General features: G+C 65.4%; 18 protein-coding genes. 1 reads left to right on the top strand and 17 read right to left on the bottom strand.

The window, feature by feature from the left end:
• Nucleotides 1-16: 16 nt before the first annotated feature.
• The 17 genes from AC1RR3_RS05435 to hpaR all read right to left on the bottom strand — a co-directional run bounded on the left by AC1RR3_RS05435 (nucleotide 17) and on the right by hpaR (nucleotide 24,759).
• Nucleotides 17-1,132, bottom strand: a complete 1,116-nt coding sequence (locus AC1RR3_RS05435; protein ID WP_492820136.1) for a response regulator — start codon at nucleotides 1,130-1,132, stop codon at nucleotides 17-19.
• Between the two features lie 3 nt (nucleotides 1,133-1,135).
• Nucleotides 1,136-3,769 carry a sensor histidine kinase gene (locus AC1RR3_RS05440; protein ID WP_492820138.1) on the bottom strand — a complete coding sequence of 878 codons (2,634 nt, stop codon included), beginning with the start codon at nucleotides 3,767-3,769 and terminating at the stop codon, nucleotides 1,136-1,138.
• A gap of 129 nt (nucleotides 3,770-3,898) precedes the next feature.
• Nucleotides 3,899-4,792, bottom strand: a complete 894-nt coding sequence (locus tag AC1RR3_RS05445; protein WP_492820140.1) for an alpha/beta fold hydrolase — start codon at nucleotides 4,790-4,792, stop codon at nucleotides 3,899-3,901.
• An 87-nt stretch (nucleotides 4,793-4,879) separates the two neighbouring features.
• Nucleotides 4,880-5,707 (bottom strand): metal-dependent phosphohydrolase, encoded by an 828-nt coding sequence (locus AC1RR3_RS05450; protein ID WP_492820142.1) that lies wholly within the window; start codon nucleotides 5,705-5,707, stop codon nucleotides 4,880-4,882.
• A 309-nt stretch (nucleotides 5,708-6,016) separates the two neighbouring features.
• Nucleotides 6,017-7,651 carry an ATP-grasp domain-containing protein gene (locus tag AC1RR3_RS05455; protein WP_492820144.1) on the bottom strand — a complete coding sequence of 545 codons (1,635 nt, stop codon included), beginning with the start codon at nucleotides 7,649-7,651 and terminating at the stop codon, nucleotides 6,017-6,019.
• A gap of 180 nt (nucleotides 7,652-7,831) precedes the next feature.
• Entirely contained in the window at nucleotides 7,832-8,710 is an 879-nt protein-coding gene (locus tag AC1RR3_RS05460) for a transglutaminase family protein (RefSeq protein WP_492820146.1), read from the bottom strand.
• A complete protein-coding gene (locus tag AC1RR3_RS05465) occupies nucleotides 8,707-11,232 on the bottom strand; it encodes a circularly permuted type 2 ATP-grasp protein (RefSeq protein ID WP_492820148.1) in 2,526 nt (841 codons plus the stop codon). The genes AC1RR3_RS05460 and AC1RR3_RS05465 overlap by 4 nt, the downstream gene beginning before the upstream one ends.
• Nucleotides 11,233-11,259: 27 nt before the next feature.
• Nucleotides 11,260-14,529 (bottom strand): transglutaminase family protein, encoded by a 3,270-nt coding sequence (locus AC1RR3_RS05470; RefSeq protein WP_492820150.1) that lies wholly within the window; start codon nucleotides 14,527-14,529, stop codon nucleotides 11,260-11,262.
• 127 nt (nucleotides 14,530-14,656) lie between these two features.
• A complete protein-coding gene (locus AC1RR3_RS05475; protein WP_492820152.1) occupies nucleotides 14,657-15,961 on the bottom strand; it encodes a methyl-accepting chemotaxis protein in 1,305 nt (434 codons plus the stop codon).
• Nucleotides 15,939-16,460, bottom strand: coding sequence for a PAS domain-containing protein (locus tag AC1RR3_RS05480; protein ID WP_492820154.1), 522 nt, complete (start codon nucleotides 16,458-16,460; stop codon nucleotides 15,939-15,941). The genes AC1RR3_RS05475 and AC1RR3_RS05480 overlap by 23 nt, the downstream gene beginning before the upstream one ends.
• 191 nt (nucleotides 16,461-16,651) lie before the next feature.
• Nucleotides 16,652-18,175, bottom strand: coding sequence for a UxaA family hydrolase (locus AC1RR3_RS05485; protein ID WP_492820156.1), 1,524 nt, complete (start codon nucleotides 18,173-18,175; stop codon nucleotides 16,652-16,654).
• A 164-nt stretch (nucleotides 18,176-18,339) separates the two neighbouring features.
• Nucleotides 18,340-19,116: an HpcH/HpaI aldolase family protein gene (locus AC1RR3_RS05490; RefSeq protein WP_492820158.1), complete on the bottom strand. Its 777-nt coding sequence runs from the start codon at nucleotides 19,114-19,116 to the stop codon at nucleotides 18,340-18,342.
• Between the two features lie 227 nt (nucleotides 19,117-19,343).
• Entirely contained in the window at nucleotides 19,344-20,072 is a 729-nt protein-coding gene (locus AC1RR3_RS05495) for an ABC transporter ATP-binding protein (RefSeq protein WP_492820160.1), read from the bottom strand.
• On the bottom strand, nucleotides 20,072-21,850 hold the full coding sequence (locus AC1RR3_RS05500) for a branched-chain amino acid ABC transporter ATP-binding protein/permease (protein ID WP_492820162.1): 1,779 nt from the start codon (nucleotides 21,848-21,850) through the stop codon (nucleotides 20,072-20,074). Before AC1RR3_RS05500 ends, AC1RR3_RS05495 begins: the two co-directional genes overlap by 1 nt.
• Entirely contained in the window at nucleotides 21,847-22,719 is an 873-nt protein-coding gene (locus tag AC1RR3_RS05505; protein ID WP_071915720.1) for a branched-chain amino acid ABC transporter permease, read from the bottom strand. Before AC1RR3_RS05505 ends, AC1RR3_RS05500 begins: the two co-directional genes overlap by 4 nt.
• A gap of 84 nt (nucleotides 22,720-22,803) precedes the next feature.
• Nucleotides 22,804-23,946, bottom strand: a complete 1,143-nt coding sequence (locus tag AC1RR3_RS05510; RefSeq protein ID WP_492820165.1) for an ABC transporter substrate-binding protein — start codon at nucleotides 23,944-23,946, stop codon at nucleotides 22,804-22,806.
• A 294-nt stretch (nucleotides 23,947-24,240) separates the two neighbouring features.
• The gene (gene hpaR, locus AC1RR3_RS05515) at nucleotides 24,241-24,759 is read right to left on the bottom strand and encodes a homoprotocatechuate degradation operon regulator HpaR (RefSeq protein ID WP_492820167.1); all 519 of its coding nucleotides are present in this window, start codon (nucleotides 24,757-24,759) and stop codon (nucleotides 24,241-24,243) included.
• 110 nt (nucleotides 24,760-24,869) lie between these two features.
• Between hpaR and hpaH the strand changes: the two genes are divergently transcribed.
• Nucleotides 24,870-25,676: a 2-oxo-hept-4-ene-1,7-dioate hydratase gene (gene hpaH / locus AC1RR3_RS05520; protein WP_492820169.1), complete on the top strand. Its 807-nt coding sequence runs from the start codon at nucleotides 24,870-24,872 to the stop codon at nucleotides 25,674-25,676.
• Nucleotides 25,677-25,705 lie beyond the last annotated feature (29 nt).

A 25,705-nucleotide genomic window follows, 5' to 3' on the forward strand; every position in this document is an offset into this window, starting at 1 on the left:
GATCGAATGCGACGCTTCAATCCGGGATGCTGAAATAGAACGCCGCCCCCTTGCCGACCTCGGCGCTGGCCCAGATGCGTCCGCCGTGGCGCTGCACGATACGCGATGCGATCGAGAGGCCGATCCCCGTGCCCTCGTACTGATCGGAATCGTGAAACCGCTGAAACGCCGCGAACAGCTTGTCGGCCTGCTGCATGTCGAAGCCGGCGCCGTTGTCGCGCACGCAATAGATTCTTTCGCGCCCTTCGGTCCAGCCGATCACCGTGACCAGCGGCTTCTCCCGGGCGCGGGTGAACTTGAACGCATTGGAGAGCAGATTGACGAGCACCTGCCGCAGCAGCGCCTGATCGCCGACGCAGCCGGGAATGTCGCCCACATGAACGAACACCTCACGGCCGCCATGCTGGCGGCGCAGCTCGTCCACGATCTCGCCGACGAGTGCGCCGGCATCGACCGGCCCCTTCGACAGCGGCTGGCGGCCGAACCGCGACAGACGCAACAATCCGTCGATCAGGCGCTGCATGTGCTCGCCGCTTGCCATGATGGCGCCGGCCAGCTGTCGCGGCTGGTCCGGCCATTGCGCGGAATGATCCTCGATCAGCGTCTCCGCATATCCGACGATGACCGAGAGCGGACCGCGCAGATCGTGCGCGACGGAATAGGCGAATGCCTCAAGCTCCCGGTTGGCGGCTTCGAGCTCGAGGGTCCGTTCGCGGACCCGCAGCCCCAGCTCCGCATTCTCCAGATGAAGGCGCCGCACCGCGAGCGCGCGCTCCAGCACGGGAATCACGACGCTGAGCCTGAACGGCTTGAGAATGTAGTCGAGCGCCCCCGCCTTCATGGCCTCGACCGCCGTCGCGATGGTTCCGTCGCCGGTCATGATGATGCCGACCAGATGCGGATCGATCTCCCGCGCGGCCCGCAGCAGCTCGATGCCGTCCATGCCCGGCATCATCAGATCGGCGAGCAGGAGGTCGCATTTCGAGCGCCGCAGCTCCGCCAGCGCGGATTGGGCGTCGGTGAAGCCGACCGGCTCGTAGTCCTCACCCGGCAACGTGTTGCACAGCGCCCTCATCTGCGCAGCCTCGTCGTCAACCACCAGGATGCGGGCCTTTGGTTTTGCGGCGGGCATTTCCTATTCGCTCACCTCTATCGCACCCTGTGCGCGGCCGGGCTCGCAGCATTGCGCCAGCGTTTCCCTCAATTCGCGAAGCTTCGGCGGCTTGCTCAGGAGGTGGTCGACATGGGCCGGAATGTCATCCTCGGACATCAGGCGCTTGCCCCATCCGGTCAGCATGATCACGGGCGTGGCGGGCGAAGCGGCCTTGATCGCGCTCGCCACCTTGCGGCCGTCGACGTTCGGCATGCCGAGATCGGTGATCACGGCGGCGAAGGTCTCGCCGCGCGCGAAGGCGGCGCGGAACGCGGCGATGCCCGCGACGCCGTCATTGGCCGTCGCCACGACGTGCCCCTCCGCCTCCAGTGTATTGCACAATGATTTGAGCAGGAGCGGATCGTCATCGACCAGCAGCAGGCGCAGCCGGGATGGCCTGGCGGATTCAGGCCTGTCCTGCGACGGCGCGGCCGGCACCGCTTGCGGGACCGGAAAATTCAACGACACAATGGTGCCGCGACCGACGGCGCTGTCGATCTCGATCTCGCCGTTGTGCCGCCGGAGGACGCCATACACCATTGCAAGGCCCAATCCCGTTCCGCGCTCTCCCTTGGTCGTGAAGAACGGCTCGAGGCAACGCCGGCGGGTCTCCTCGTCCATGCCCAACCCGTCGTCAGCGACCTCGATCCGCACCTGGCCGCGCCCGTGCGCGCCGTCGGCAAGCCTCGTGCGCAGCGTCAGCGTGCCGCCGCCGGGCACCGCATCGACGGCATTGAAGATGAGATTGATCAACGCTTCGCGGATTTCGCTTTCGATGCCGGAGATCGCGGGCAAATGCTCCGCGAGCTCGGTGCGCAGCGCGATCACGGTTCCGCGGAGCTGCGGCATGTCGCTCCACCGCGCCCGCGTGAGGTCGACGACCTGCTGCACGAGCTGGTTGAGCTGGACCGGCATCAGCGTCAGTTGCGGCTCGCGCTGCCGGTAGAACTCGCGCATGCGCGCCACGGTATGGGCCACGTCGTCGACCGCCCGCTGGATCGTCTCCAGATAATCGCGCGTGCGTGCGCTCAGGTTCGGCTCCCGTTCCAACAAGGATTGGGTGTAGAGCGACACCGGCGAGAGCGCATTGTTGATGTCATGGGCAATGCCGCTCGCCATCTGCCCGAGGGCGCGCAGCCGCTCCTGCTGCATCACGGCCTGCTGGGTCTGGCGCAGATCCTCGTAAGCCTGTTGCAGGGCGCCGTGGAGTTGCGCCTGATGGGCGGCGAGCGCGACATGCTTGCTCAACTGCCGCAGAAATTCGCATTCGCCGCTGCTGAAGCTGTCCGCCTCTTTCCGCGCCGCGACGAGGACGCCGAACACCCGGCTCTCGACCTGGAGCGGGGCCAGCACCATCGCGCGCAACCCGCCCCGCGCGAGCCGGGCCGGGAACGGAAAGGACGACCGCGTGATATCCGGCTCGTAGACGAGTTGACCCATCACGCAACGCGAAAGGCCGTTCTCGTCGATGTCGATCCGCGACCGCTCGGGCATCGCGAGTTCCATGGCGAGCGCACCGCTCTTGATCCCGACGCATTCCACCGTCAGCACGTGATCGACCGCATCGTGAAAGCACAGGCAACCGAAATCCACCGGCAACTGGTCTTCGAGACTGCGCACCACCACCTGGAAAATGCTGTTGAGATCCTGCCGCTCGCCGATCGCGCGGGTGATCTGGTGCAGCAGGCTCAGCCGGGCGAGCTGCGCCTGGGCCTTCTGCTCCGCATGCCTGCGCACGAGAATCTCGGATTCCAGCGCAAGATTGGACGCTCCGAGCTGTGCGGTCCGCTCCTCGACACGCTCTTCCAGCTCCTCGTTCAACCGCGCAAGCTGGGCTTCCGCCCGCATCCGCTCCAGCATGTCCGATGAGGCCATCTGCATCAGCGAGAGCAGCAGGACGAGGCGCCCGGCGACCTTGCCGAGGTGAGCGACCATCGCCTCGGTGTCGTGCGGTGCCTGGGAGTACAGCATCGCGACATGGCCGAGCAGAACGACCACACCCATCAGCGCCAGCGGCCCGAAAATGCGCTCCGTCATTCGCAGCCGCCAGCACAAGACGCAGGTGATCGCCCACAATGGCGGCGCCAGGATCAACACCGGGCGGGTGATATCGAGCAGGCCCGGAGGACGATAGGGCGGAAGGCGCTGGAAGATCACGACCAAAAGCACGGCGACGACGGCCATGAACAGTGCAAAGGCCGGCATCCCGACCCGGTCCCGCCGCGCCGACCAGATCGCGGCGAGAATTCCGACTGCAAGGATGTGGGCCGCCGGCGGCCACGTCGCCGGCCGGAGAAATTCCCGCAGCTGCATGACGAAAGCCAGCGACCCCGTCCATTCCACGATCACCAGGACGTGGAGAAACTCCAGGACGAAGGTCGCGCCGAAGGCGATCGCGAGCCGCGTGAAAAGCGGCTGCTTGACGCGGGCGCCCATGTCCCAGAGCAGCAGTGCCAGCAGCCCGGTGACGAGGGTGATTCCGGTGTCGAGAATGGTGTGGAGTTCCGGATAGTCCCGTCGTCCGGCCGCAAGCAGGGCTGCGCTGCCGACGCCAAAGGCAATCAGCACGCCAATGATGCTGAACGACGCGTTCGCGGTCCTGGTCGCCGAGCCCATATCATCACCGTGGGAAACAACGCTGCGACAAAGGGAGTGATGCAGAATCAGGGTCTGCAAGTTTTCCCCTTTTTCTGCGTCGCACGCAATCTATACGTGCAGGACGATGTCCCGGAAGCGTGCGGAAACCTATCGCCCGGCCGCCTTGCGCACGTCAGCAACGGCCTGCGCCCATTCCGCCGGCCGCTCCTGCGGCAGATTGTGACCGGCGCCCGCGAACACGCGCCGCTCGAAGAAACCCTCGAATTTGCGCGAATGATGGGCGGTGCCGGAACTGACGCCGTCGCTGTCGCCGTCAATCGCGATGGTCGGGACGCGGACCGCCGGCTGTGCCGCAAGCTTTGCCTCGATCCCGGCATAGGCGGGATCGCCCGCGACCAGCGCATAGCGGTGGCGATAGGAGTGGATCACGACGTCGACGAAATCAGGATTGTCGAACGACGCCACGCTCTTCTCGAACGTCGCGTCGTCGAAGGCCCATGTCGGCGACCACATCGACCAGAGCTGGCGGGCAAAGCCGCGCCGGTTCTGTTCCAGCGCGCGGCGGCCGCGCTCGTTGTGGAAGAGATATTGATACCACAGCGCCGCCTCATGCGCAGGCGAAGCCGGCTCCATGGCGCGCGCGATGTTCTGGATGTTGTAGGAATTGCCGGAGACGAGCCCAACCACGCGCTCCGGGTACAGCGCCGCGACCACGCAGGCTGCCCGCCCGCCCCAATCATAGCCGCCGACGACCGCGCGCGCGATGCGAAGCGCATCCATGAAGGCGAGGAGATCGGCGCCGAGCGCCGCCTGCTCGCCGGAGCGCAGCGTCTCGGGGAAACGAAACCGCGTCGGGCCGTAGCCGCGCAGCCAGGGCACCAGCACCCGTGCGCCGGCTTGTGCGATCAGCGGCGCAGCCTCGGCATAGGCGTTCACGTCATAGGGAAAGCCGTGGCCCATGATGCAGGGCCAGCCGTCGGGCGCGCCGTAGTCGAGATAGGCGATGTCGAGAACGTCCGTGGCGATGGTTTTTTGTTGCATGATTAGCTCACGGATTTGGCGGTGTCGTCGCGGTCGCAGCCCGGATGAGCCAAGCGACATCCGGACTACGGCACCGCGAAGGCCGACCTACTTCTGCGGCCCGGACAGCGAGATCTCGCGTTCGGCGCGGAACACGTTGCTGTAGAGATTGGCGATCCACTGCCGGCCGATCTCGGTCTTGTTGAGATAGCTGATCTCGGTCTGGATGTGCGGTGCGACGCTGTTCCAGTAGAATTGCGGATAGCGATTCACGATGTCGGCGGGCGAGTCGTAGCCGAGCTGGCGGTTGATGCCGACCTCCTCGAACTCGTAATAGAGCGCGTTGGCCTTGCGCAGATAGTTGGGATCGCCGAGCTGGCCGATGAAATCGGCTGCGCGCAGGATCGAGGCATCCGCGTCATATTCCTGCCCTTCGCGGGCCGGGAAGCGGGTCCCCTCGATGGCGCGGGCGACGCGCTCGGAGTCCACGCCACGGATCGGCGGCAGCCGCCGCCTCACGAAAAGTTTAGACCGGTCAACGTGATACATCATCAGGCTGGCGTCGGATGCGCCACGCTGAAGCGACACCTTGGTCCCGGCCTCGTCGATCAGGAAACCGTCTTCATCGTCCTCCTCGAACAGCCCGCGGACATAGCCGATGTCGTGCGCGAGGCAGGCGATGAGGACGTGGAGATAGTCCTCCGCGGCAAGGTGGGTGTGGAGATTGCGCCCCATGAGGATCGCCTGGCCCGCCAGCGTCACCAGCATCGTATGTTCGATGTTGTGGTAAAGCGCATCGCTGTTGCCGATGCATTCCATCGCCGTGCGCGTCGAGGCCTCCAGAACCCTGGCATAGGGCTCCTCGAACCTGCGACGCATGAACGAGCCCAGCAACTTCTCCAGGGATTCAGCCGCCAGTCTCGGTAACGTCATCATGGATGCAGCCCCGTCTGTCGGTGGTGTCCCAAGCCCGCTCCCGACGTCTCATTATTGTCCTCGACGCAGCCGCCAGCATAGCCCATCTTGGGCTGGCTGGCCAAATCCGGAAACAAGAACACGGAAATATGTTGCGGTCCCGCTTCGCAGCATCGCGGTTGCGGTCACGGTCCGATACACCTCGGGCGGCGGGCTATGCGGGGCCGGCCGGGCCAATGGCCGACCGGACGATTGATGCCGTAAGGAGGGACGCCTCGCCGGGGCTGGAGGTCGGGCGAGGACGCCTGCACCGCACTGCGGACGGCCGCGTCAATGTCCTCGGGCGATGCGCCCCAGCATGGCATCGAAGGCGACCTTGATCCGGCGGATGTAAGGGTCCTTGTAGGGACAATCCGGGTTCTGGTCGTGCACCAGCATGGAGGCATTGACCTCGAACACGACGAGGTGGCCGTCGCGATCGAGGGCGCAGTCGATGCCGAAATAGTCGAGGCCGATGCGGTCGCGGATCAGGCGCAACATCTCATCATGCGAGGCGCCGAAGACTTGGCCGGGATCGCGCAGGAAGCGCTCTTCCTCCTCCTGCATCCAGGCATGCTGCGCCATCTGCGTGCTGTCGCGATGGAGCTTCCAGTCGTCACCGATCGCCAGATGATAGGGCAGGATGTCCTCGCCGACGAACAGGAATCTGTACTTGCGGAAGAATCCGTCGATCGAGCGATAGTCGACATAGTCGATCACATAGCGATCATGGTCCACGTGCTCGGTGAGAAACGCGGTCAGCGCCGCATCGTCGTCGAGCTTCTCAAAGATGTCGCCGCCATGGGTTCCGGCCGGTCGCGCCAGCAGCGGAAATGCAGGCTCATGGCTTGCGGCACTCCCCTCGCCGGCCTTGATGCGGATCGTGCGCGGCACAAGGCAGCCGTCGATGCCGGCCAGTGCCAGAGCGGTCGCATCGCGCGTCGTGCGCAGGATTTTTGCGGGATCGTTGATGACAGGCTTGCCGAGGGCGTTTGCAACGGCGGCAGCGAAAGGAAGAACCTCCCCGCCCTGGTCGGCATCGGAGACGAGGTTGACGATGACATCGGCTTCGCACGCGAGCATCGCGATATCAGGCCGGCTTCCGGGCAGCAGCGACAGGATGCTGGTCTGGTAAGTGCAGTCCTTGAACAGAAACTCGACCGGCGTGTTGCCGACGAAGGGAGCAAACAGCGCCAGCGCGCGGAATGAAGGCGGCGATTTGATTGCGGGCTTGCGCAGGACCGGATGCACTTCTGCGGCGCGGACGTAGGCCGCCTGCGCCGCCTCGTTCTCGTCGCGCGCCTGGCGGATCGCGCCGATCCAGTAGAAATTGTCGGCCTGGTCAGGCGCGAGCGCCATCGCCCGCTCGAAATGCGCGATGGCCTCAAAGGTCTCGCCGAGCTCGAAGCAGACCTTGCCATGCTGGCTGTGGAGGCCGGCATCCTCAGGCGTCTCCTCCAGCAATTCGAGCAGGAGTGACCTTGCGATCGAAAACTGCCGGGTTGCGACCAGCGCCTCGACGAGGTTGGTCCGCGACGGCCGGTGCGCGGGGTTGAGCCGGAGCGCCTCCAGGTAGAGCGCGATCGCCTGCTGCGCCATGCCGCTGCGCTGATGGACGATGCCGAGATTGCACCAGCAGGCGACGAGATGCGGCGCCAGGCGCAAGGCGGCCTTGTAGTTCTCGCCCGCGGACACGATGTCGTCGCAAAGCATGAAGGCATTGGCGAGCGCGGCATGGAGATCGGCCGCGACATCGTTGGCGCTGCCGATCGACATCATAGCCGTAAACGCAAGTCCCGCCTGGAAGATCGCGATGGCGTCCCTGAGCTCGCCGCGGCGGTAGTGCTCGCGTCCCCTCAGCAGGCAATCAGCAGCGTCCGGCGCGCCGGCTGCCGCCGGCGCGAAGGCGATCGAAGTCGCAGTCATGGAATCTCCGCCGGAAGCTTTGCCGCGGATGTCCGCAGGCAGCTTCAGCAATGATGATGGGCCAATATGTCGCGGGACAGCGTTAACAAGCACTTAATGAACGGCGCTTGGCCACAGTCAGGAAATACGCCGAAACAAATTTTCCCGCCGGGTTCGTCCGCGCGGGTCATGAAATCCCGGTCATTCCACCAGCAGCACGTCCACGGCGACGCCGAGCTTCTGCTTCGGCGAGCCGACGATGATGCCGTCGACCGGAGAAACGTCGGAGAAATCGCGGGCGACCGCGAGCACGATGTGGTCGTTGGCAGGCAGGAGATCATTGGTCGGATCAAAATCGACCCAGCCGAGCTCCGCCCCGCACCACAGCGAGACCCAGGCGTGGGTGGCATCGGCGCCCTGCAGGCGCGGCTGGCCCGCCGGCGGGATGGTGCGCAAATAGCCGCTGACATAGGCGGCCGGCAAACCGAGGCCGCGAAGCCCCGCGATCATGACATGGGCAAAGTCCTGGCAGACGCCATGGCGCTTGTCGAAGACCTCGTTGAGCGGCGTCGAGATCACGGTGGCCTTGGGGTCGTAGCGGAATTCAGTGCGGATGCGGTGCATCAGATCGACGGCACCGGCAAGGATGCCCGCGCCGGGCGGAAAGCTCGTCGCCGCATAGGCGCTGACCGGACGCAGCACCGGCACCAGCGGGCTCGCGAAGACATAGCCGACCGGCGAGGACGGCCCGAGGCTTGTCGCCTCGAACGCGATGTCGCGGATGGTTTCCCAGGCCGGGCCAGCAGCATCCCGGGCCGGCGGTTTTCGCGAGACGGAGACGCGCGAGCGCGAGTCGATGCGCAAGTTTCGATGCGCGGTCTCGATCACCACGCTCTCGGTCAGCGTGCCGAAGAAGTCACGGCGAACGTGGCGCTCGGACGGGCGCGGACGGATCTCGACCTTGTGCGAGATCAGTTCCTGGCCGTTGCCGTCCTTCGGCTCAAGCCGCAGCGTGCAGCGGGCAAAGCTGACCGGGCTTTCGTACTCGTAGGTGGTGACGTGACGGATGTCGTAGATCACGCCAGCCCCGTCAGCTTTTCCGGCCGGCTGGCATTGGGGCCGTGCGGGAAGTAATGCAGCCCGATCGCCTCGGCGAGGCTGAGCAGGTCCTGCTCCAGCGAGAACAGCGTCTTGACCTCGAGCTTCTCGGCTTCGGCGGTCGCCAGCATGGACTGCACCGCCACTGCGAGGCGCTGCGGCTGCTCGATCAGGCCGTGCTCCTTCAGGCTCGGCAGCGCGGCGATGTGCTCGTTCAACGTCGCGACCTGGAACGCCACCGAACGCGGATTGTAGCTGTCGAGCACCGCGAGATCGCGTACGGGAGCGAGGATCGGTGCCAGCAGATAGCGCGAGCGATAGGTGATCTGCGAATCCACCAGCGTCAGCAGGATGTCGAGATCCTCGTCGCCGGCCTCGTCATAGGCGAACTGGCGCGCGAAGCGGGCCGTGTTGATGGCACGCTCGGTGCGGCGGCCGATGTCGAGGAAGCGCCAGCCGGCGGCGCGGTTCATGTTCTCCTGCGCCAGACCCGCAAAGCTCGCCAGTTCCTGCAGGGTCAGCTCGGCCGCGCTCAAGACGCTGTCGTCGTCCTCGACCTCGACTGCGAGACGCTCGGCCATCTCGGTGATGACTTGCCAGGCATCGGGCGACAACCGCTCGCGCAAGGATGTCGCCGTGCGCTGCGCCGCACGCACCAGCGACAGGGCCGAGCCGAAGCGTTCCGCGCTCTGCAACGCCTCTGCGACGATGCGCCCGGGTGCCGCGCGCGAGGTTTGCGAGATCGCGCCCCAGGCCACCAGCAGGCGCTGGATGCGCTCGGCCGATTGCAGCGAGGCCGCGGTGCCCTTGTTGGGTCCGCTCGGCGAACCGAGCGCGCGCACCAGCCGCAGCGTCGCTTCGGCGCGTTCGAGATAGCGGCCGAGCCAGAACAGATTGTCGGCCGCGCGGCTCGGCAGCACACCGGCGATGCGGCGGATGCGCACCTTGTCGATCGCCGGCAGCAACGACGCGGTCGAGACCTGCTTGCCGGAGACGACCCAGACGTCAGCGGCGCGCGCGCCGTCGCCCATCGACACCGCACGCGCATCGGCCTGCTCGGCGATCCGGCAGAAGCCGCCGGGCATGATGGCCCACCCCTCGGGCGTCGCGGCCGCGAACACGCGCAGCACGAAGGGACGCGGCGTGATCTGGCCCCGCTCCCACACCGGCATGGTCGAGAGCCGCACCACTTCCTGGCCGACATAATCCATGCCGCGCCCGCCGATGGCATCGATCAGGCGCTGGCGTCCGGATGCATCGAGCTCGCTCGCCAGCACAGGACCATTGCTGTCAAAACCGGGAACGCCGCGGCGATAGGCGCCCTCGATCGCGACCTCGTCGAGTCGCGACAGCACCTCCTCGCGCGCCGAGCGCTGGCCGCACCACCAGGTCGCGATGTGCGGCATCTTCAGCTCTTCGCCGAGCAGGCGGCGGCTGAGCGCCGGCAGGAAGCCGAGCATCGCGCGCGCCTCCAGCACGCCGGAGCCCGGCATGTTGGCGACGACGACGCCGTCCTTGCGCAGCACGTCGATCAGGCCGGGCACGCCCAATCGCGAGGAGGCATCGAGCTCGAGCGGATCGAGCGAATTGGAATCGACGCGGCGCAAGAGCACGTCGAGCCGCTTCAACCCAGCAACCGTGCGGATGTGGATGCGATTGTCGCTGACGGCGAGATCGTCGCCCTCGACCAGGAGAAAACCGAGATAGCGCGCCAGCGTCGCGTGCTCGAAATAGGTTTCGCTGAAACTGCCGGGCGTGAGCACGCCGATCCGCGGCTCGTCGCGATCGGCGCGCGCGCGCAGGCTGTCGCGAAACGCCTCGAAGAACGGCGCGACGCGCGGCACGTTCATCGATTTGTAGAGATCGGAGAAGGCGCGCGAGAGCACCAGGCGGTTCTCCAGCGCATAGCCCGCGCCCGAGGGGGCCTGCGTGCGATCGCCGAGCACCCACCAGCGGCCGTCGGGGCCGCGGCCGACATCGGCGGCATAGAGCGAGAGATAGCGTCCGCCCGGCGGCGGCACGCCGCAGACGGGACGGAGATATTCCGGGCTGCCGGCAATCGCGGCCGCGGGCAGCGCGCCTTCGGCAACCAGCCGGCCCTCGCCATAGATGTCGCGCAGCACGAGCTCGAGCAGCTCGGCGCGCTGGGTGATGCCGGCCGAGAGCTGCTTCCAGTCGGCCTCGTCAATCAGCAGCGGCAGATGGCTCAGCGACCACGGCCGGTCGGCGCTGTCGCCGGGCGCGCGGTAGGTGACACCGGCCTCGCGGAGGTGGCGGTCGGCCATGCCGAAGCGCCGCTCGATCTCGTCGGGTGCGAGCGCGCCGAAGGCGTCGAAGAAGCGGCTCCAGACCGCGCGGGGGGCGCCGTCGGGCCCCAGGAACTCGTCGGGGATGCCGGGCAGACGGCTATAGTCGCGGATCCATTGCGCGATGCGCTGCTGGCCTTCGCGCTGACTTTGCGCCCTGCCCGCCTGGTCGTCCTGTCCGGCTGCGCCCTCGCCCATGCGCCTCTCCCTGCCCCACCCTCATACTCATTGCAGGAGCGGGGTCCGCAAGTCGAGGGTCAGCGGAAACTCATTTGTGCGTTCCTCGGGCGGCGGCTGCATCGGGCCCGGCGTATGGCCGTGGTCCTGGAAGCGCGCCAGCCGCCGCGCCTCGGCCTCGTAGGTGTTGACGGGTTTGGTCTCGTAGCTGCGCCCGCCGGGATGGGCGACGTGATAGACGCAGCCGCCGAGCGAACGGCCGTTCCAGGTGTCGATCAGGTCGAAGGTCAGCGGCGCATGGACCGGAATGGTCGGGTGCAGGCCAGAGGCCGGCTGCCAGGCCTTGAAGCGCACGCCGGCCACGGCCTCCCCGGAGCGCCCGGTCGAGGTCATCGGCAGACGGCGGCCGTTGCAGGTGATGATGTGGCGGCCCTCGATGAAGCCCTCGGCCTTCACTTGAAGCCGCTCGACCGATGAATCGACATAGCGCACGGTGCCGCCGGCCGAGCCCTCCTCGCCGAGCACATGCCAGGGCTCCAGCGCCTGTCGCAGCTCCAGCGTGACGCCGCCATGATGGATGCGGCCGAAGGCGGGAAAACGGAATTCGAGCTGGGCCAGATACCATTCCGCCTCGAACGGATAGCCGGACTGCTTCAGCTCCGACAGCACATCCTGAAAATCTTCCCAGATGAAATGCGGCAGCATGTAGCGGTCATGCAGCGCGGTGCCCCAGCGCACGAACTTGCCGGCCTGCGGCTCGCGCCAGAATTTTGCGATCAGCGCGCGGATCAGGAGCTGCTGCGCCAGCGACATGCGCGGATCCGGCGGCATTTCGAGCGCGCGGAATTCAACGAGGCCGAGCCGCCCCGTGGGACCGTCAGGCGAATAGAGCTTGTCGATGCAGATCTCGGCGCGGTGGGTGTTGCCGGTGATGTCGACGAGCAGATGCCGGAACAACCGGTCGACCAGCCACAGCGGCGTCTGGTAGCCCGGTGGCGGCACGTGCGAGAGCGCGATCTCGAGCTCGTAGATGCTGTCGTGGCGCGCCTCGTCGATACGCGGCGCCTGGCTGGTCGGGCCGATGAAAAGACCGGAGAAGAAGTAGGACAGCGACGGATGCCGCTGCCAGTACAGCACGAGACTCTTCAGAAGATCGGGGCGTCGCAGGAATGGTGAATCGGCCGGGCTGGAGCCGCCGATCACGACATGATTGCCGCCGCCGGTGCCGGTGTGGCGGCCGTCGACCAGGAAACGGTTGGCGCCGAGGCGCACCTTGCCCGCATCCTCATAGAGGCCGGAGGTGATCTCGACCGCATCGCGCCAGCTCTTCGCCGGCTGGATGTTGACCTCGATCACGCCGGGATCGGGCGTCACCTTGATGACCTCGATGCGCGGATCGAACGGCGGCGGGTAGCCCTCGACATGAACCTGGAGCTGCATCTCCTCGGCGGTCGCCTCTAGCGCGGCGATCAGTTCGAGATAGTCCTCGATCTGCTCGACCGGCGGCATGAACGCGCAGAGCACGCCGTCGCGGACTTCGACCGACATCGCGGTGCGGACCGGGATGGATGTATTGAGCTGTTCGGGCTCGACCCGCTCCGGCGATTCCGGACGCGCCGGCAGGCTGAACACCGGCAGCTTGCCGCGGGCCTCCATCGGGTCCCGCTCGACGATGTAGGGATATTGGTTGGGCGGCACGTAACCGAGCGAGTCGAGCGGCAGGCGCAGGCCGAGCGGCGAATCGCCCGGCATCAGGAACAGATGATTGCGCCGGAGCTGCCAGCGCTCGCTACGCCAGCGTGGCGGCGCATTCCAGCGCTGCACCGGCAGCACATATCCGCGAGGATTGTTGAGGCCCTGCTCGAACACCCGCGCGATCCGCGCACGCGCCTCCGGATCGGACAATTTGGAGTCGGAGGGATCGACGTTGTGGGGAAGCTCGGCTTCCTTCCGAAGCCACAGCGCGGTGTCTTCATAGGCCGGCATGATGTAGCCGGGATCGAGCCCGAGCCGCAGCGCCGCGCCCTCCATGAAGGCCTCGGCGTCCTTTGTCGCGGCGGGCCGCGGGTTTTCGATCTTGGCGATGAGGTCGGCATTCTTCCAGATCGGCACGCCGTCCTTGCGCCAGTACAGGCCGAACGCCCAGCGCGGCAGGCTCTCGCCCGGATACCATTTGCCCTGGCCGTAATGCAGCAGGCCGCCCGGCGCGAAGCGATCGCGCAGGCGGCGGATCAGATCGTCGCCGAGTGCGCGCTTGGTCGGGCCGACGGCCTCCGTATTCCACTCCGCCGCTTCGAGATCGTCGACCGAGACGAAGGTCGGCTCCCCGCCCATGGTGAGCCGCACGTCCTCGGCGGCGAGATCGCCGTCGACCTGCTCGCCGAGGTCGTTGAGCCGCGCCCAGGATTCGTCGGAGAACGGCTTTGTGATGCGCGGCGCCTCGCGGATGCGCTTCACGCTCATGTCGAAGGCGAACTCGACCTCGGCAAAGCCGGCACCGCCGGAGATCGGCGCGGCGGAGCGATAATGCGGCGTGGCGGCGACCGGGATGTGCCCCTCGCCCGCGAGCATGCCGGAGGTGGCGTCGAAGCCGATCCAGCCCGCGCCCGGCAGATAGACCTCGGCCCAGGCGTGCAGATCGGTGAAGTCGTTCTCGACTTCGGGCGGCCCCTCGATCGGATCGATGTCGGGACGGATCTGGATCAGATAGCCGGAGACGAAGCGCGCCGCGAGGCCAAGATGACGCAGCGTCTGGATCAGGAGCCAGGCGGAGTCGCGGCACGAGCCGGCGCCAGAGGAGAGCGTCTCCTCCGGCGTCTGCACGCCGGGCTCCATGCGGATGATGTAGCGGACGTGCTTCTGAAGCTCGCGATTGAGATCGACCAGGAAGTTGACGGTGTTCGGGGCCTCATGAGGGATCGAGTCGAGAAACTTCGCGAACAGGCGATCGGCCTTGATGGTCTCGAGATACGGCGCAAGCTCCGTCTTCAGGTCTTTGGTGTATTCGAACGGGAAGCTGTCGGCATAGGGCTCGACGAAGAAATCGAACGGGTTGACCACGGTCATCTGCGCCGTGAAATCGACCTCGAATTTCAGCTCGGTCGTCTTCTCCGGGAAGACATAGCGGGCGAGCCAGTTGCCCTGCGGGTCCTGTTGCCAGTTCACGAAATGATTGGCCGGGGTGACCTTGAGCGAATAGCTCAGGATCGGCGTACGCGTGTGCGGCGCCGGCCGCAGACGGATGGTTTGCGGGCCAAGATCGATCGGGCGGTCGTATTTGTAGTGCGTGACGTGGTGTAATGCGACGTAGATCGACACGGGGTGCGGTACTCCAGCAGCTTTTTTGAGCAGAACACCGCTGGTGATCGCGATCAAGCACTAACAACGGGCAGACCGTGCCTATGCAAGGTGCGGGCCGACCGCTTCCGCGTCGTTGCCGGACGTCTTACGCCGCCGACGTCAGCCGCTGCAGGAACTGCGTGACCTCGCGGCGGAGCGTCTCGACCTCGCCGTGGACGCGCTCGGAGGCACTGTTGACGCGGCTTGCGACCCGGCCGGTGTCGGCGGCGGCTTCGCTGATGCCTGTCACGTTGGAGGACATCTGCGAGGTGCCGGCCGAGGCCTCCTGAACGTTGCGGGCGATCTCGCGGGTCGCGAGCCCCTGCTGCTCGACCGAGGTCGCGATCGAGGCGGTGATGCCGTCGATCTCGGCGATGGTCTGCGCGATCGCCTCGACGGCGGCGACCGAATTGGTGGTCGATTGCTGCATCTCGCCGACCTTGGCGCTGATCTCCTCGGTCGCCTTCGCGGTCTGGTTGGCGAGGCTCTTGACCTCGGAGGCCACGACCGCAAAGCCGCGGCCGGCTTCGCCAGCCCGCGCCGCCTCGATGGTGGCGTTGAGCGCCAGGAGGTTGGTCTGCGAGGCGATCTCGCTGATCAGCTTGACGACGTCGTTAATCCGCATCGCAGCGTCCGCAAGCGTGCGGATCTCGCTGCCGGCGCGATTGGCTTCGTTCACCGCACGCCCCGTGCTCGTGGTCGAGCCGGCCACCTGGCGGCTGATCTCGGCAATCGAGGACGCAAGCTGCTCGGCGGCGCTGGCGACGGTCGCGACGTTGCGCGAGGCCTGGTCGGAGGCGCTGAGCACGCCGGAGGTCTGCCGGCTGGTCTTCTCGGCTGCCGCCGCCATCTGGCCGGCGTCGGATTCGAGATCGGTCGCGGCGCCCATCAGCGTGCCCGCAACCTGGTCGAGATGCGTGCCGAACTGTTTTGCGAGATCCCCGATCTCGACCACGCGACGGCCGAGGCTATCGGTACCGGAATTGATGACGGTGGCCGAGCGGCGGAACGAGCCAGGCAGACCGCGCGCAAGGATTTTGCGGAAGTACTTGCCGCGGCTGGCGTATTCCATCGACGCCGAAGCTTCACGCAAATAGGCATCGGTGATGTCGAGCATGTCGTTGACCGACTTCTGGAGCGCGCCGATCCGCCCGGCCTGCCGATCGCTCAGGATGCGCGCTTCGAGATCGCCATGCGAAGCCTTGCGGCAGACATCGGCGACCTCATCGACGGCGACCGCCGCGCGATGCTGACACCAGACGGCGTAGCCGAGCAGCACGACCGTCGTGCCGAACAAAGCCGCATTGGCGATCCCGGTCACGCCGAGAAGCGAGAGTCCGAGCGCAACGATTGCAAGAACACATGCGAGCGCGGTCGCTCCCTGCGCCTTAGAGAGAGAGCACAAATTCATCGTAACCGACACCCTGTTGCTTCAGCAGTCCGACCATCGCCTCGAAGCTCGCATGCATGCCGTCCTTGGCATTGGCATGCCGTGCCTCTTCCGCGCACAGCGTTTTGTAGATCGGCTTGATGCGCTCGATCTGCGCAGGCTCCGGCTTGCGGCGGTTGGAATGATAGCCGACGATATTGCCGCGTTCGTCGAATGTCGGCGTGACGTGGGCGAACACCCAGTAATGGCTGCCGTCCTTCGCCAGGTTGACGACGTAGGCGAAGATCTCCTGCCTGGACTGAAGTGTGTCCCAGAGCAGCTTGAAGACGCTGCGCGGCATGTCGGGATGACGGATCAGGCTGTGGGGCGCGCCCATCAGCTCGGCGTAACTGTATTTCGCCATGCGGACGAAGACGTCGTTGGCGTAGGTGATGCGGCCCTTGAGATCGGTCTTCGACACGATCAGCTCCTCCTCGCCGAGGAGATTTTCCACGCCGGTCGGCCGTATCGTGCGCGTCATCCGTCGTCCAATCCTTGCGAAGGGCAACGCCTCGAAGGAGTGGAGCCCGCATCGCCCTCCAACCTAGGGCAACAGGGTTAATCGGGCGTGAGCGCGGAAACCCGCGCGGTCAAATGGCACCTCCGTAAGATTACCGAGGGACCGCCTGCGTCCTGCATATTTTCGCAGAGAGGTGCGCGGCCCGCGCGCGATCACATCGTCGCGCCGAGCACCCAGGGCGCGAACTCGGCACCGCCGAAATCGAAGCTCTCGCTCTTGGTCGGCTGCCCCGAGGCCGTCTTCAGGATCAGCTCGAAGATGCGCTGGCCGCACTCCTGGACGCTCTCCTCGCCTTCGAGGATGGTGCCGCAATTGACGTCCATGTCCTCTTCCATGCGCTTGTACATGGGCGTGTTGGTGGCGAGCTTGATCGAGGGCGCGGGCTTGCAGCCGAACACGCTGCCGCGGCCGGTGGTGAAGCAGACGAGATTGGCGCCGCCGGCGACCTGGCCGGTCGCGGCGACCGGATCGTAGCCGGGCGTGTCCATGAACACGAAGCCGCGCTTGGTCACCGGCTCGGCGTAGCGCAAGACGTCGACGAGATTGGTGGTGCCGGCCTTGGCCATCGCGCCGAGCGATTTCTCCAGAATGGTGGTGAGACCGCCGGCCTTGTTGCCCGGGCTCGGATTGGCGTTCATCTCGGCGCCTTCTCGCATCGTGTATTCGTCCCACCAGCGCATGAGATCGACGAGTTTTTCGCCGACCTCGCGGCTCACCGCGCGGCGCGTCAAGAGATGCTCGGCGCCGTAGGTCTCGGGCGTCTCCGACAGGATCACGGTGCCGCCGTGGCGCACGATGAGATCGCTGGCCGCACCCAGCGCCGGATTGGCGGATACGCCAGAATAACCGTCCGAGCCGCCGCATTGCAGGGCGACAGTGAGCTCGCTCACCGGTACGGATTCACGCTTGACCTTGTTGGAGTCAGCGAGCGCCTCGCGCACGAAGGCGATGCCGGCTTCCACCGTCTTGCGGGTGCCGCCGACTTCCTGGATGTCCATCGCACGCAGGCGGCCGGCGAGCTTCTGCTCTTCCATCAGCCCACCGATCTGGTTCACCTCGCAACCGAGGCCGAGCACGATGACGTGGGAGAAGTTCACGTGCCGCGCATAGCCGCCGAGCGTGCGGCGGAGCAGCGCGAGCGGCTCGTTCTGCGTCATGCCGCAGCCGGTCTTGTGGGTCAGTGCGACGACGCCATCGACATTGGGGAATTCAGCCAGCGGATTGTCGCCGGTGAAGGGATTCTTCTTGAAGACGTCGGCGACGAGGCCTGCGACATGCGCGCTGCAATTCACCGAGGTGAGGATGCCGATATAGTTGCGCGTGGCGACGCGGCCGTCAGGGCGACGAATGCCTTCGAAGGTCGCCGGCAGGTCGAAATTCGGTGTCGGCTTGACGTCGGCGCAATAGGCATAGTCCTTGGCGAAATCGCCCATGCCAATGTTCTGCACGTGCACGTGCTGGCCCGGCGCGATCGGTATCGTCGCGAAGCCGATGATCTGGCCGTAGCGGATCACGGGCTCGCCGACCGCGATCGGCTTGATCGCGACCTTGTGGCCGGAGGGAATGCGCTCGACCGTGGTGACGCCGTCGGCCACCACCGTCCCCGGCGGCAGGCTCGCGCGCGCGATCAGCACGCCATCATCGGGATGCAGGCGAATGACGGGGCTGATGGTCATGGGTGGTCTCCTTGGGTCTTCAAGTCTCGTGCCCCGGACGCAGCGCAGCGTAAAACGGTGCGCTGCTGAGCCGGGGCCCATCTATCGTGTCGCTCACAAGCTTCTGGGTCTCGGCTCTGCGAAGCGGTGCTACGCACCGCATCGCGTCCGGGACACGAGAGTGCCTAGGCCTTGCCGCCGGAATCCTTGCGGGTCGCGTTGACCTGCATCTTGGCGTAGGTCGTCATCAGGCCGACCTCGTTCGAGAGCGTCACCAGCTTGAAGCCCATGTTGACGGCGCGCGCCGCACCTTCGGCGCCGCTGCAATGGATGCCGGGGTTGAGGCCGCGCTTGCCGCATTCCTTGATGATCTTGTCGTAGATCGCGAGGATCTCGGGCTCGGTGCGGTCGAGCTTCGGCTCGAGGCCGTAGGAGAAGCCGAGATCGGACGGGCCGATATAGACGCCGTCGATGCCCTCGACGTCGAGGATCGCTTCCATGTTCTCGACCGCGGTCCTGGTCTCCATCATCGGCAGCAGGATGGTGTCGGCATTCGCAGTCTTCTGGTAGGAGCCCGCGGTGCCGTACATGCCGGCGCGGATCGGGCCGTTGGAGCGGACGCCCTGCGGCGGATATTTGGAATACGAGACGAGGTTCTTGGCTTCCTGCGCCGTGTTGACCATCGGGCAGATCACGCCATAAGCGCCGCCGTCGAGCACCTTGCCGATAATGCCGGGCTCGTTCCAGGGCACGCGGACCATCGGGGTCACCGGATGCTTGTCCATCGCCTGGAAGCACTGCACCATCGACAGGTAATCCTGCACGCCGTGCTGCATGTCGACGGTGACGCTGTCGAAGCCGCATTGCGCGATCATCTCGGCCGAGAAGCCGGAGGGTATAGCCAGCCACGCGTTGACCACGGCCTTGCCCGACTTCCAGATTTCCTTGACCTTGTTCGCCACGTTGCCTTCCTTCTTTGTTGTTGGGCCTCCGTCACCATGACGAGCGCCGCGACAGCACGACACCGCTGTTACCGCGATCCGGCTCGCCGCGCTACGCTCGCAATGACGCAAGACCTATGCGCTCGCCCGCTGGATGCGGGCCTCGCGGGCGCCGACAGTATCGCCGCCCGGGTTGATCCGGCAAGGGGATGCCAACCCGGACTGTGCCCCTGGACGGAACCCTCCGGCTACGCACTGACCTTGGCATGGCCGCCGAGATAGGCGGCGCGGATCGCTTCATTGCCCCAGAGCTCGTCGGGCTTGCCGCCGAGCACGATGCGGCCGGTCTCCAGCACGTAGCCGTAATCGGCGACCGACAGGCCCATGCGTGCATTCTGCTCGACCAGCAGGACCGTGGTGTTGCGCCGGATCTCCGAGATGATCTTGAACACGGCCTGCACGATCACGGGTGCGAGCCCAAGCGACGGCTCGTCCAGCAGCAGCAGCCGCGGCTTGGCCATCAGCCCGCGCGCGACTGCCACCATCTGGAGCTGGCCGCCGGACAGCGTCCAGCCCAGCGCGCCTGTGAACTTGCGGATATCAGGAAACAGGTCGAACATCGCGTCCGCCTCGCGCGAGATCTCCGAGGTCGGCGCCCGGCGATTGGAGGCGCCGAGCATGATGTTCTCTTTCACGGTGAGACCCGGGAAGACGCGGCGACCTTCGGGCACGTGGCTGATGCCCATACGGACGATGGCTTCCGGACCGAGGCCGGCGATCGACTTGCCGTCGTACAGGATGTCGCCGGAGGTCGGCTTGGCGAGACCGGAGATGGCGCGCAAGGTCGTCGACTTGCCGGCGCCGTTGGCCCCTAGCAGCGTCACGACCTGCCCCTCCTCCACGGCGCAGGTGACGCCACGCAGCGCTTCGATCTCGCCGTAGCGCACCACGAGATTGCGGATTTCGAGCAACGGCATCATTCGCTCCCGAGATAGGCGGAGACGACGTCGGGATGACGCAGCACGGCCATGGATTCGCCGTCCGCGATGCGGCGTCCGAAGTTGAGCACGGTGATGTGCTGGGCCGCTTCCGAGACCAGCGTCATGTCGTGATCGATGATCAGGATGGTGAGCCCTTGCGCTGCGATGCGCTTGAGCAGCTCATGCAGCTCGAGTTTTTCGGTCGAGTTCAGGCCGGCCGCGGGCTCGTCGAGCAAGAGCAGCGTCGGATTCGAAGCAAGCGCACGCGCAATCTCGATCAGGCGCTGATGGCCGTAGGAGAAGCTCGAGATCAGCTCGTTGGCGCGGCTGCCGAGGCCGACAAAGGTCAGCGCCTCCATCGCGCGCTCGGTCAGGGCGTCATCGCCCTTCCCGACCATGGTGTTGCCGGGCCGCTCCGCGCCGATCTCGACATTCTCCAGTGCCGTCATCGAGCGGAACAGGCGGATGTTCTGGAACGTACGGCCGAGGCCCGATGCCGTGCGCTGATGCGGCGGCATGTTGGTGATATCGGTGCCGTCGAGCACGATCCTGCCGGACGTTGCCTGGTAGAGCCCCGAGAGCACGTTGAGCGTGGTGGTCTTGCCCGAGCCGTTCGGCCCGATCAGCGCATGCACGCCGCCGCGCTTCACGGCGATGTCGACGCCATCGACCGCCTTGAGGCCGCCGAAATATTTCGAGAGACCGGTGACTTCCAGCACAATGTCGCCACCGGTCATCGCCGGCTTCAACTGCAAGGCACCCGCGACCGGAGGCGCCGCGAGCTTGGCGCGCCAGCGCGTGAAGGCATCGGCGACAAAACCCCAGATGCCATCGGGCATGAAACGGATGATCAGGATCACGAACAGGCCGTAGATCGCGAGGTAAAGGCCCGGCACGCTCTTGAGGAAGCGCAGCCATTCCGGGATCAGGATCAGCAATCCCGTGCCGATCGCCGAGCCGATCGGCGAGGCCACGCCGCCGAGCAGCGACATGGTCAGGAACACGATCGATTCCGCGAAGGAGAACTGATCGGGGCTGACATAGGCAAAGCCGCCCGCGAAAAGCCCGCCTGCGAGACCGCCGAGCAACGCGCAGAGCGCAAACGCGTAGATCTTGGTGCGGAAGACGTCGATGCCGTTGACGCCCGCCGCCAGCTCGTTGTCGCGCACCGCGCGCATGGCGCGGCCGAGCTTGGTGTCGGAGAGATGCCAGACCAGATAGCCGACAATCGCCAGCATCGCGACGCAGAAGGCAAGATAGCTCTGCGAGGTCTGGAACAGGTCGGGACGCTTGATGTTGGAGACGCCGTCAGGGCCGTGCGTCAGCCAGATCGCGTTGATCATCACCAGCGTGACGATCTGCTGGAACGAGATCGTCACCATCGCGAGATAATGCCCGCCAAGCCGCAAGGTCGACATGCCGAGGAACGCGCCTGCCAGCAGCGAGATCAGGCAGCCGCCGACGAGACAGAGCCAGAAGCTGACATGCAGATCATTCGTCCCGATGCCGACCGCATAGGCGCCGAGCCCGAAGAACGCGGCCTGCGCCAGATTGATCTGGCCGCACAGGCCGAGCACGACCGAGAGGCCGAACACCGCGATCGAGAACGTGGTGGCCTGGAGCAGGATGTTGTGGACGTATCCGTCGAAGCGCATGTTGGCCGCGAGCGCGACCAGGATCGCCGCGCCGATGAAGTACGGCAGGTGCCGGATCACGAGCGGTTTTGAACGGATGGCGGGCGCCGGTAAAGGCATGTTGTCGCTGGGTGCGCTCATGCCTTTTCCGCCACGCGTTCGCCGAAGATGCCTTGCGGCCGGAAGATCAGGAAGGCGACCAGAACGAGAAAGGCGAAGCCGTCCTTATACGGCACAGAAATGTATGCCGCGCCAAAGGTCTCGATCACGCCGAGCGCAAGACCGCCGATGATGGCGCCGGCGACGTCGCCGAAACCGCCGATGATGGTGGCCGCGAACGCCTTCAGCGCGATGGTCGAGCCCATCTGGATCGAGACAAACAGCACGGGCGCGACGAGGATGCCGGCGAGGCCGCCGAGCACCGCCGAATAGATGAAGGTGATCATGATCATGGTGGAGACGGAAATGCCGAGCAGCGAGGCCATTTCCTTGTCCTGCGAGGTCGCCTGCAGCTTCTTGCCGAGCAGCGTCTTCTCGAAGAACCAGAAATTGAAGATCACGAGACAGATGGTGACGCCGATGATCAGCAGATACTGGCTGTCGAGATAGACCGGGCCGACCTGGATGCCTGGTGTCTCGAACCAGCCTTCCAGCACCTGCGGCTGCGGGCCGTAGATCGCCAGCACCGAGTTCGCCAGCAGGATCGAGGCGCCGATGGTGGCGATGATGACAGGCAGATAGGTGCGGTGGCGCAGCGGATAATAGACGCCGAGATTGAAGATCACGCCGAGCAGCGCCATGCCGAGCAACGCGACGATGAAGGCCGCCCAATAGGGCAGACCGGCTTCGACCGCGACCACCATCAGATAGGCCGCGACCATGGAGAATTCGCCCTGGGCGAAGTTCACCACATTGGTGGCTCGGAAGATCAGCACGAAGCCGAGCGCGACGAGCGCATAGACGGCGCCGATACCGATGCCGGTAAAAAGGAGCTGTAGGGCGAGATCCATGACAAGCGATCTGTTGGAGGTCGGATGCGTTCGACAAAGGACGTCACGACCTCCCCGACCGGCATCGGGGAGGTCGCGTCAACGTCAGTCGTTGAACTCGATGTGCTTGTCGAAGACGATGGTGCCCTTCTCGTTCTTCACGATGTTGTAGCCGTGGAGACCGTCTCCGTTCTGGTCGAAATTGTATTCGCCCTCGGCCCCCGGGAACTTCTTGATCGCGAGGATGGCTTCGCGGATCTTGGCGGGATCGGTCGAGCCGGCCTTGTTGATCGCTGCCGACAGCACCGTGATGGCATCGAAGGTCCAGGAGCTCTGGTTGTCGGGCGCGACCTTGACGGCGTCGCGATAGATCTTGCCGAACGCCTTCGATCCCTCGCTGGAATCCTCGGCATAGTCGGCAACACCGTAGGTGTTGTAGAGTGCGGGACCGGCGAGCTTCAGCGCGGTGATGTTGACGATCGAGGGCGAGCCGACCCAGGGAATGTTGACGCCGAGCTGACGGAGCTGGCGGGCGAAGATGCCGAGGTCGTTCTCGAACGTGAAGTAGGAGCCGAGAATCTCGGCGCCGGACTGCTTGATCGCGAGCACGACCGGCGTGAAATCCTGGCTCTGGTTGGCATAGCCCTGATCGAAGGTCGTGCAGCCGAGCTTCTCGAGCGCACCGGTGAGCGCGTTGCCGCCGGCGGTGCCGAACGCGTCGGTCGAATGCAGTACGGCCCACTTCTTCTTGCCGAGCGTGTTGACGCCGAATTCGGCGATGACGCGGCCGGAATAGCTGTCATTGGGGCGGAAGCGGAACAGCCACTGATTGTCGATATGCGTGAGTTTCGGATCGGTGCCGCCGATCATCACGGGCTTGCCAAGCTTGATCACGTCAGGCGCCATCGCGTGCACCTGGGTCGAGCGGATCGAGCCGAGGAACCCGACGATATCAGGCTGAGAAGCGAGCTTGGAGAAGGCGAGCACGATGCCGGGATTGGTGGTCTGATCGTCCTCGACGATCAATTCGCCCTGCTTGCCCAAAATACCGCCGGCCTTGTTGACGGCTTCGAGCGCGAGCCTGGCGCCCTTGATGGCGTAACCGCCGGACTCGGCGGCGGGGCCGGTGACGGGCGCGCACATGCCGATCTTGATGGTGGCGCCTTGCGCGTTCGCGCTCTTGATGAGGTATGGAGCGGCAATACCGGCAGCCATTCCGGCCGCGAAGTCGCGTCTCGTCAGTCTCATTCATTCCTCCCTGGGACCGGGCATCCTTGTCGGCCCTTCTTGTCTTTGCTCTGTTTGGCTCTATCGCTGAATACAGAGCCGGATGCTAGTTACGAATTCTGCCGATACGAGTAAATGGATATTGCGCTGACATCGACTAAGTGCGCAGAGCGCGCACCCAATAGTGATGAACACCCGTGACGGCTGTCTATTCTCAGCGTTTTTAGAAGGGCTTTTCGCGACGAAATCGCCGCCCACGCGTTATGCAATGATGACAGTCATGCGTAGCGGGAAAGTGATCATGCAAATTTGCCGTTACGTTTCGTCCGTCACGTCGTCACCTGCGTCGCTGGAAGCAAGGCACACCTCCAGTTGCCCGAGCATCTCCTGCAGCTCGGCGAGCTTGCGCGCGCCAAAGCGCCGGGTGATCTCCGCATAGATCGCTTCCGAGGACGGCGCGACCGAGGCCATCAGCTTCACGCCCTCCTTCGAGATCGAGACCATGCTGCGGCGCTGGTCGGCCTTCGCGGTCTTGCGCTCGATCAGGTTGCGCGCCTCGAGATCGCGCAGGATGCGCGACAGGCTCGGTCCGAGCAGAAACGCCGTGCGTGCAAGTTCCGTCACCTCGGCGGCCTCGATCGAGGCCAGCGCACGCATGATGCGCCATTGTTGCTCGGTCAGGCCGTGCTCGCGCAGCGAGGGGCGAAACTGCCGCATCACCGCCTCGCGCGCCCGCAACAGCGACATCGGCAGCGAGCGCGAGAAATCGCGCATCGGGACCTGGCGCGCGGCAGGCGCGCTTGCGTTGGCGGGATCCGCCGGCCTCTTCGTCATGACGCCCTTTCAGACTGCAAAATGTTTGCAGTGCAGCAAGCCAAATTGTGTTTGACGCATTCACTTAACATGTTAAGTATCTCGGAGCACCACGATTTGTAAGATCACAGATGGCGCTTTCCAACGACGATATCCAAGCTTGCGCGAGCCGTCTGCATCAGGCGGAGAAGACCCGCGTGCAGATCCGGCAGCTCTCGCAGGACTTCCCTGGCATCAGCATCACTGACGCCTACGCGATTCAGAAGGCCTGGGTCGACGTCAAGATCGCCGAGGGGCGCATCGTCAAAGGCCACAAGATCGGCTTGACCTCGAAGGCGATGCAGAGCGCGCTCAATATCGACGAGCCGGATTCGGGCGTGCTGCTCGACGACATGTTCTTCGCCGATGGCGGGATCATTCCGACCGAGCGCTTCATCGCCACGCGCGTCGAGGCCGAGCTCGCCTTCGTCATGAGCAAGCGCCTCGCGGGCCCTGATTGCACGATGTTCGACGTGCTCAACGCCACCGACTTCGTCGTGCCGGCGCTGGAGATTCTGGACACACGGATCGAGCGCGTCGATCCCAGGACGAAAGCCACGCGAAAGATCTTTGATACCATCGCCGACAACGCCGCGAATGCCGGCATCGTGCTCGGCGGTCGGCCGATCCGTCCGCTCGACGCCGATCTGCGCTGGATCGGAGCGCTGTGCTTCAGGAACGGCCAGCTCGAGGAAACCGGCCTTGCCGCCGGCGTGCTCAATCATCCCGCGACCGCGGTCGCCTGGCTTGCCAACAAGATCGCGCCGCTCGGGCTCGCGCTCGAACCGGGACAGGTCGTGCTCGCCGGCTCCTTCATCCGTCCGATCGAGACCCGCAAGGGCGACACAATTCAGGCCGATTATGGCGCCTACGGCTCGGTGAGCTGCTACTTCGCGTAAAGCAACAAGACGACACAGGGAGTGAAACC

The sequence above is a fragment of the Bradyrhizobium sp. GW821-FHT13H05 genome (genome assembly GCF_058804065.1).

What these genes read in the sequence shown, in the direction of transcription:
- AC1RR3_RS05435 (WP_492820136.1), bottom strand. Translation starts at nt 1,132, where the DNA reads ATGCCCGCCGCAAAACCAAAGGCCCGCATCCTGGTGGTTGACGACGAG.
- AC1RR3_RS05440 (WP_492820138.1), bottom strand. Translation starts at nt 3,769, where the DNA reads ATGGGCTCGGCGACCAGGACCGCGAACGCGTCGTTCAGCATCATTGGC.
- AC1RR3_RS05445 (WP_492820140.1), bottom strand. Translation starts at nt 4,792, where the DNA reads ATGCAACAAAAAACCATCGCCACGGACGTTCTCGACATCGCCTATCTC.
- AC1RR3_RS05450 (WP_492820142.1), bottom strand. Translation starts at nt 5,707, where the DNA reads ATGATGACGTTACCGAGACTGGCGGCTGAATCCCTGGAGAAGTTGCTG.
- AC1RR3_RS05455 (WP_492820144.1), bottom strand. Translation starts at nt 7,651, where the DNA reads ATGACTGCGACTTCGATCGCCTTCGCGCCGGCGGCAGCCGGCGCGCCG.
- AC1RR3_RS05465 (WP_492820148.1), bottom strand. Translation starts at nt 11,232, where the DNA reads ATGGGCGAGGGCGCAGCCGGACAGGACGACCAGGCGGGCAGGGCGCAA.
- AC1RR3_RS05475 (WP_492820152.1), bottom strand. Translation starts at nt 15,961, where the DNA reads ATGAATTTGTGCTCTCTCTCTAAGGCGCAGGGAGCGACCGCGCTCGCA.
- AC1RR3_RS05480 (WP_492820154.1), bottom strand. Translation starts at nt 16,460, where the DNA reads ATGACGCGCACGATACGGCCGACCGGCGTGGAAAATCTCCTCGGCGAG.
- AC1RR3_RS05485 (WP_492820156.1), bottom strand. Translation starts at nt 18,175, where the DNA reads ATGACCATCAGCCCCGTCATTCGCCTGCATCCCGATGATGGCGTGCTG.
- AC1RR3_RS05495 (WP_492820160.1), bottom strand. Translation starts at nt 20,072, where the DNA reads ATGCCGTTGCTCGAAATCCGCAATCTCGTGGTGCGCTACGGCGAGATC.
- AC1RR3_RS05500 (WP_492820162.1), bottom strand. Translation starts at nt 21,850, where the DNA reads ATGAGCGCACCCAGCGACAACATGCCTTTACCGGCGCCCGCCATCCGT.
- AC1RR3_RS05505 (WP_071915720.1), bottom strand. Translation starts at nt 22,719, where the DNA reads ATGGATCTCGCCCTACAGCTCCTTTTTACCGGCATCGGTATCGGCGCC.
- AC1RR3_RS05510 (WP_492820165.1), bottom strand. Translation starts at nt 23,946, where the DNA reads ATGAGACTGACGAGACGCGACTTCGCGGCCGGAATGGCTGCCGGTATT.
- hpaR (WP_492820167.1), bottom strand. Translation starts at nt 24,759, where the DNA reads ATGACGAAGAGGCCGGCGGATCCCGCCAACGCAAGCGCGCCTGCCGCG.
- hpaH (WP_492820169.1), top strand. Translation starts at nt 24,870, where the DNA reads ATGGCGCTTTCCAACGACGATATCCAAGCTTGCGCGAGCCGTCTGCAT.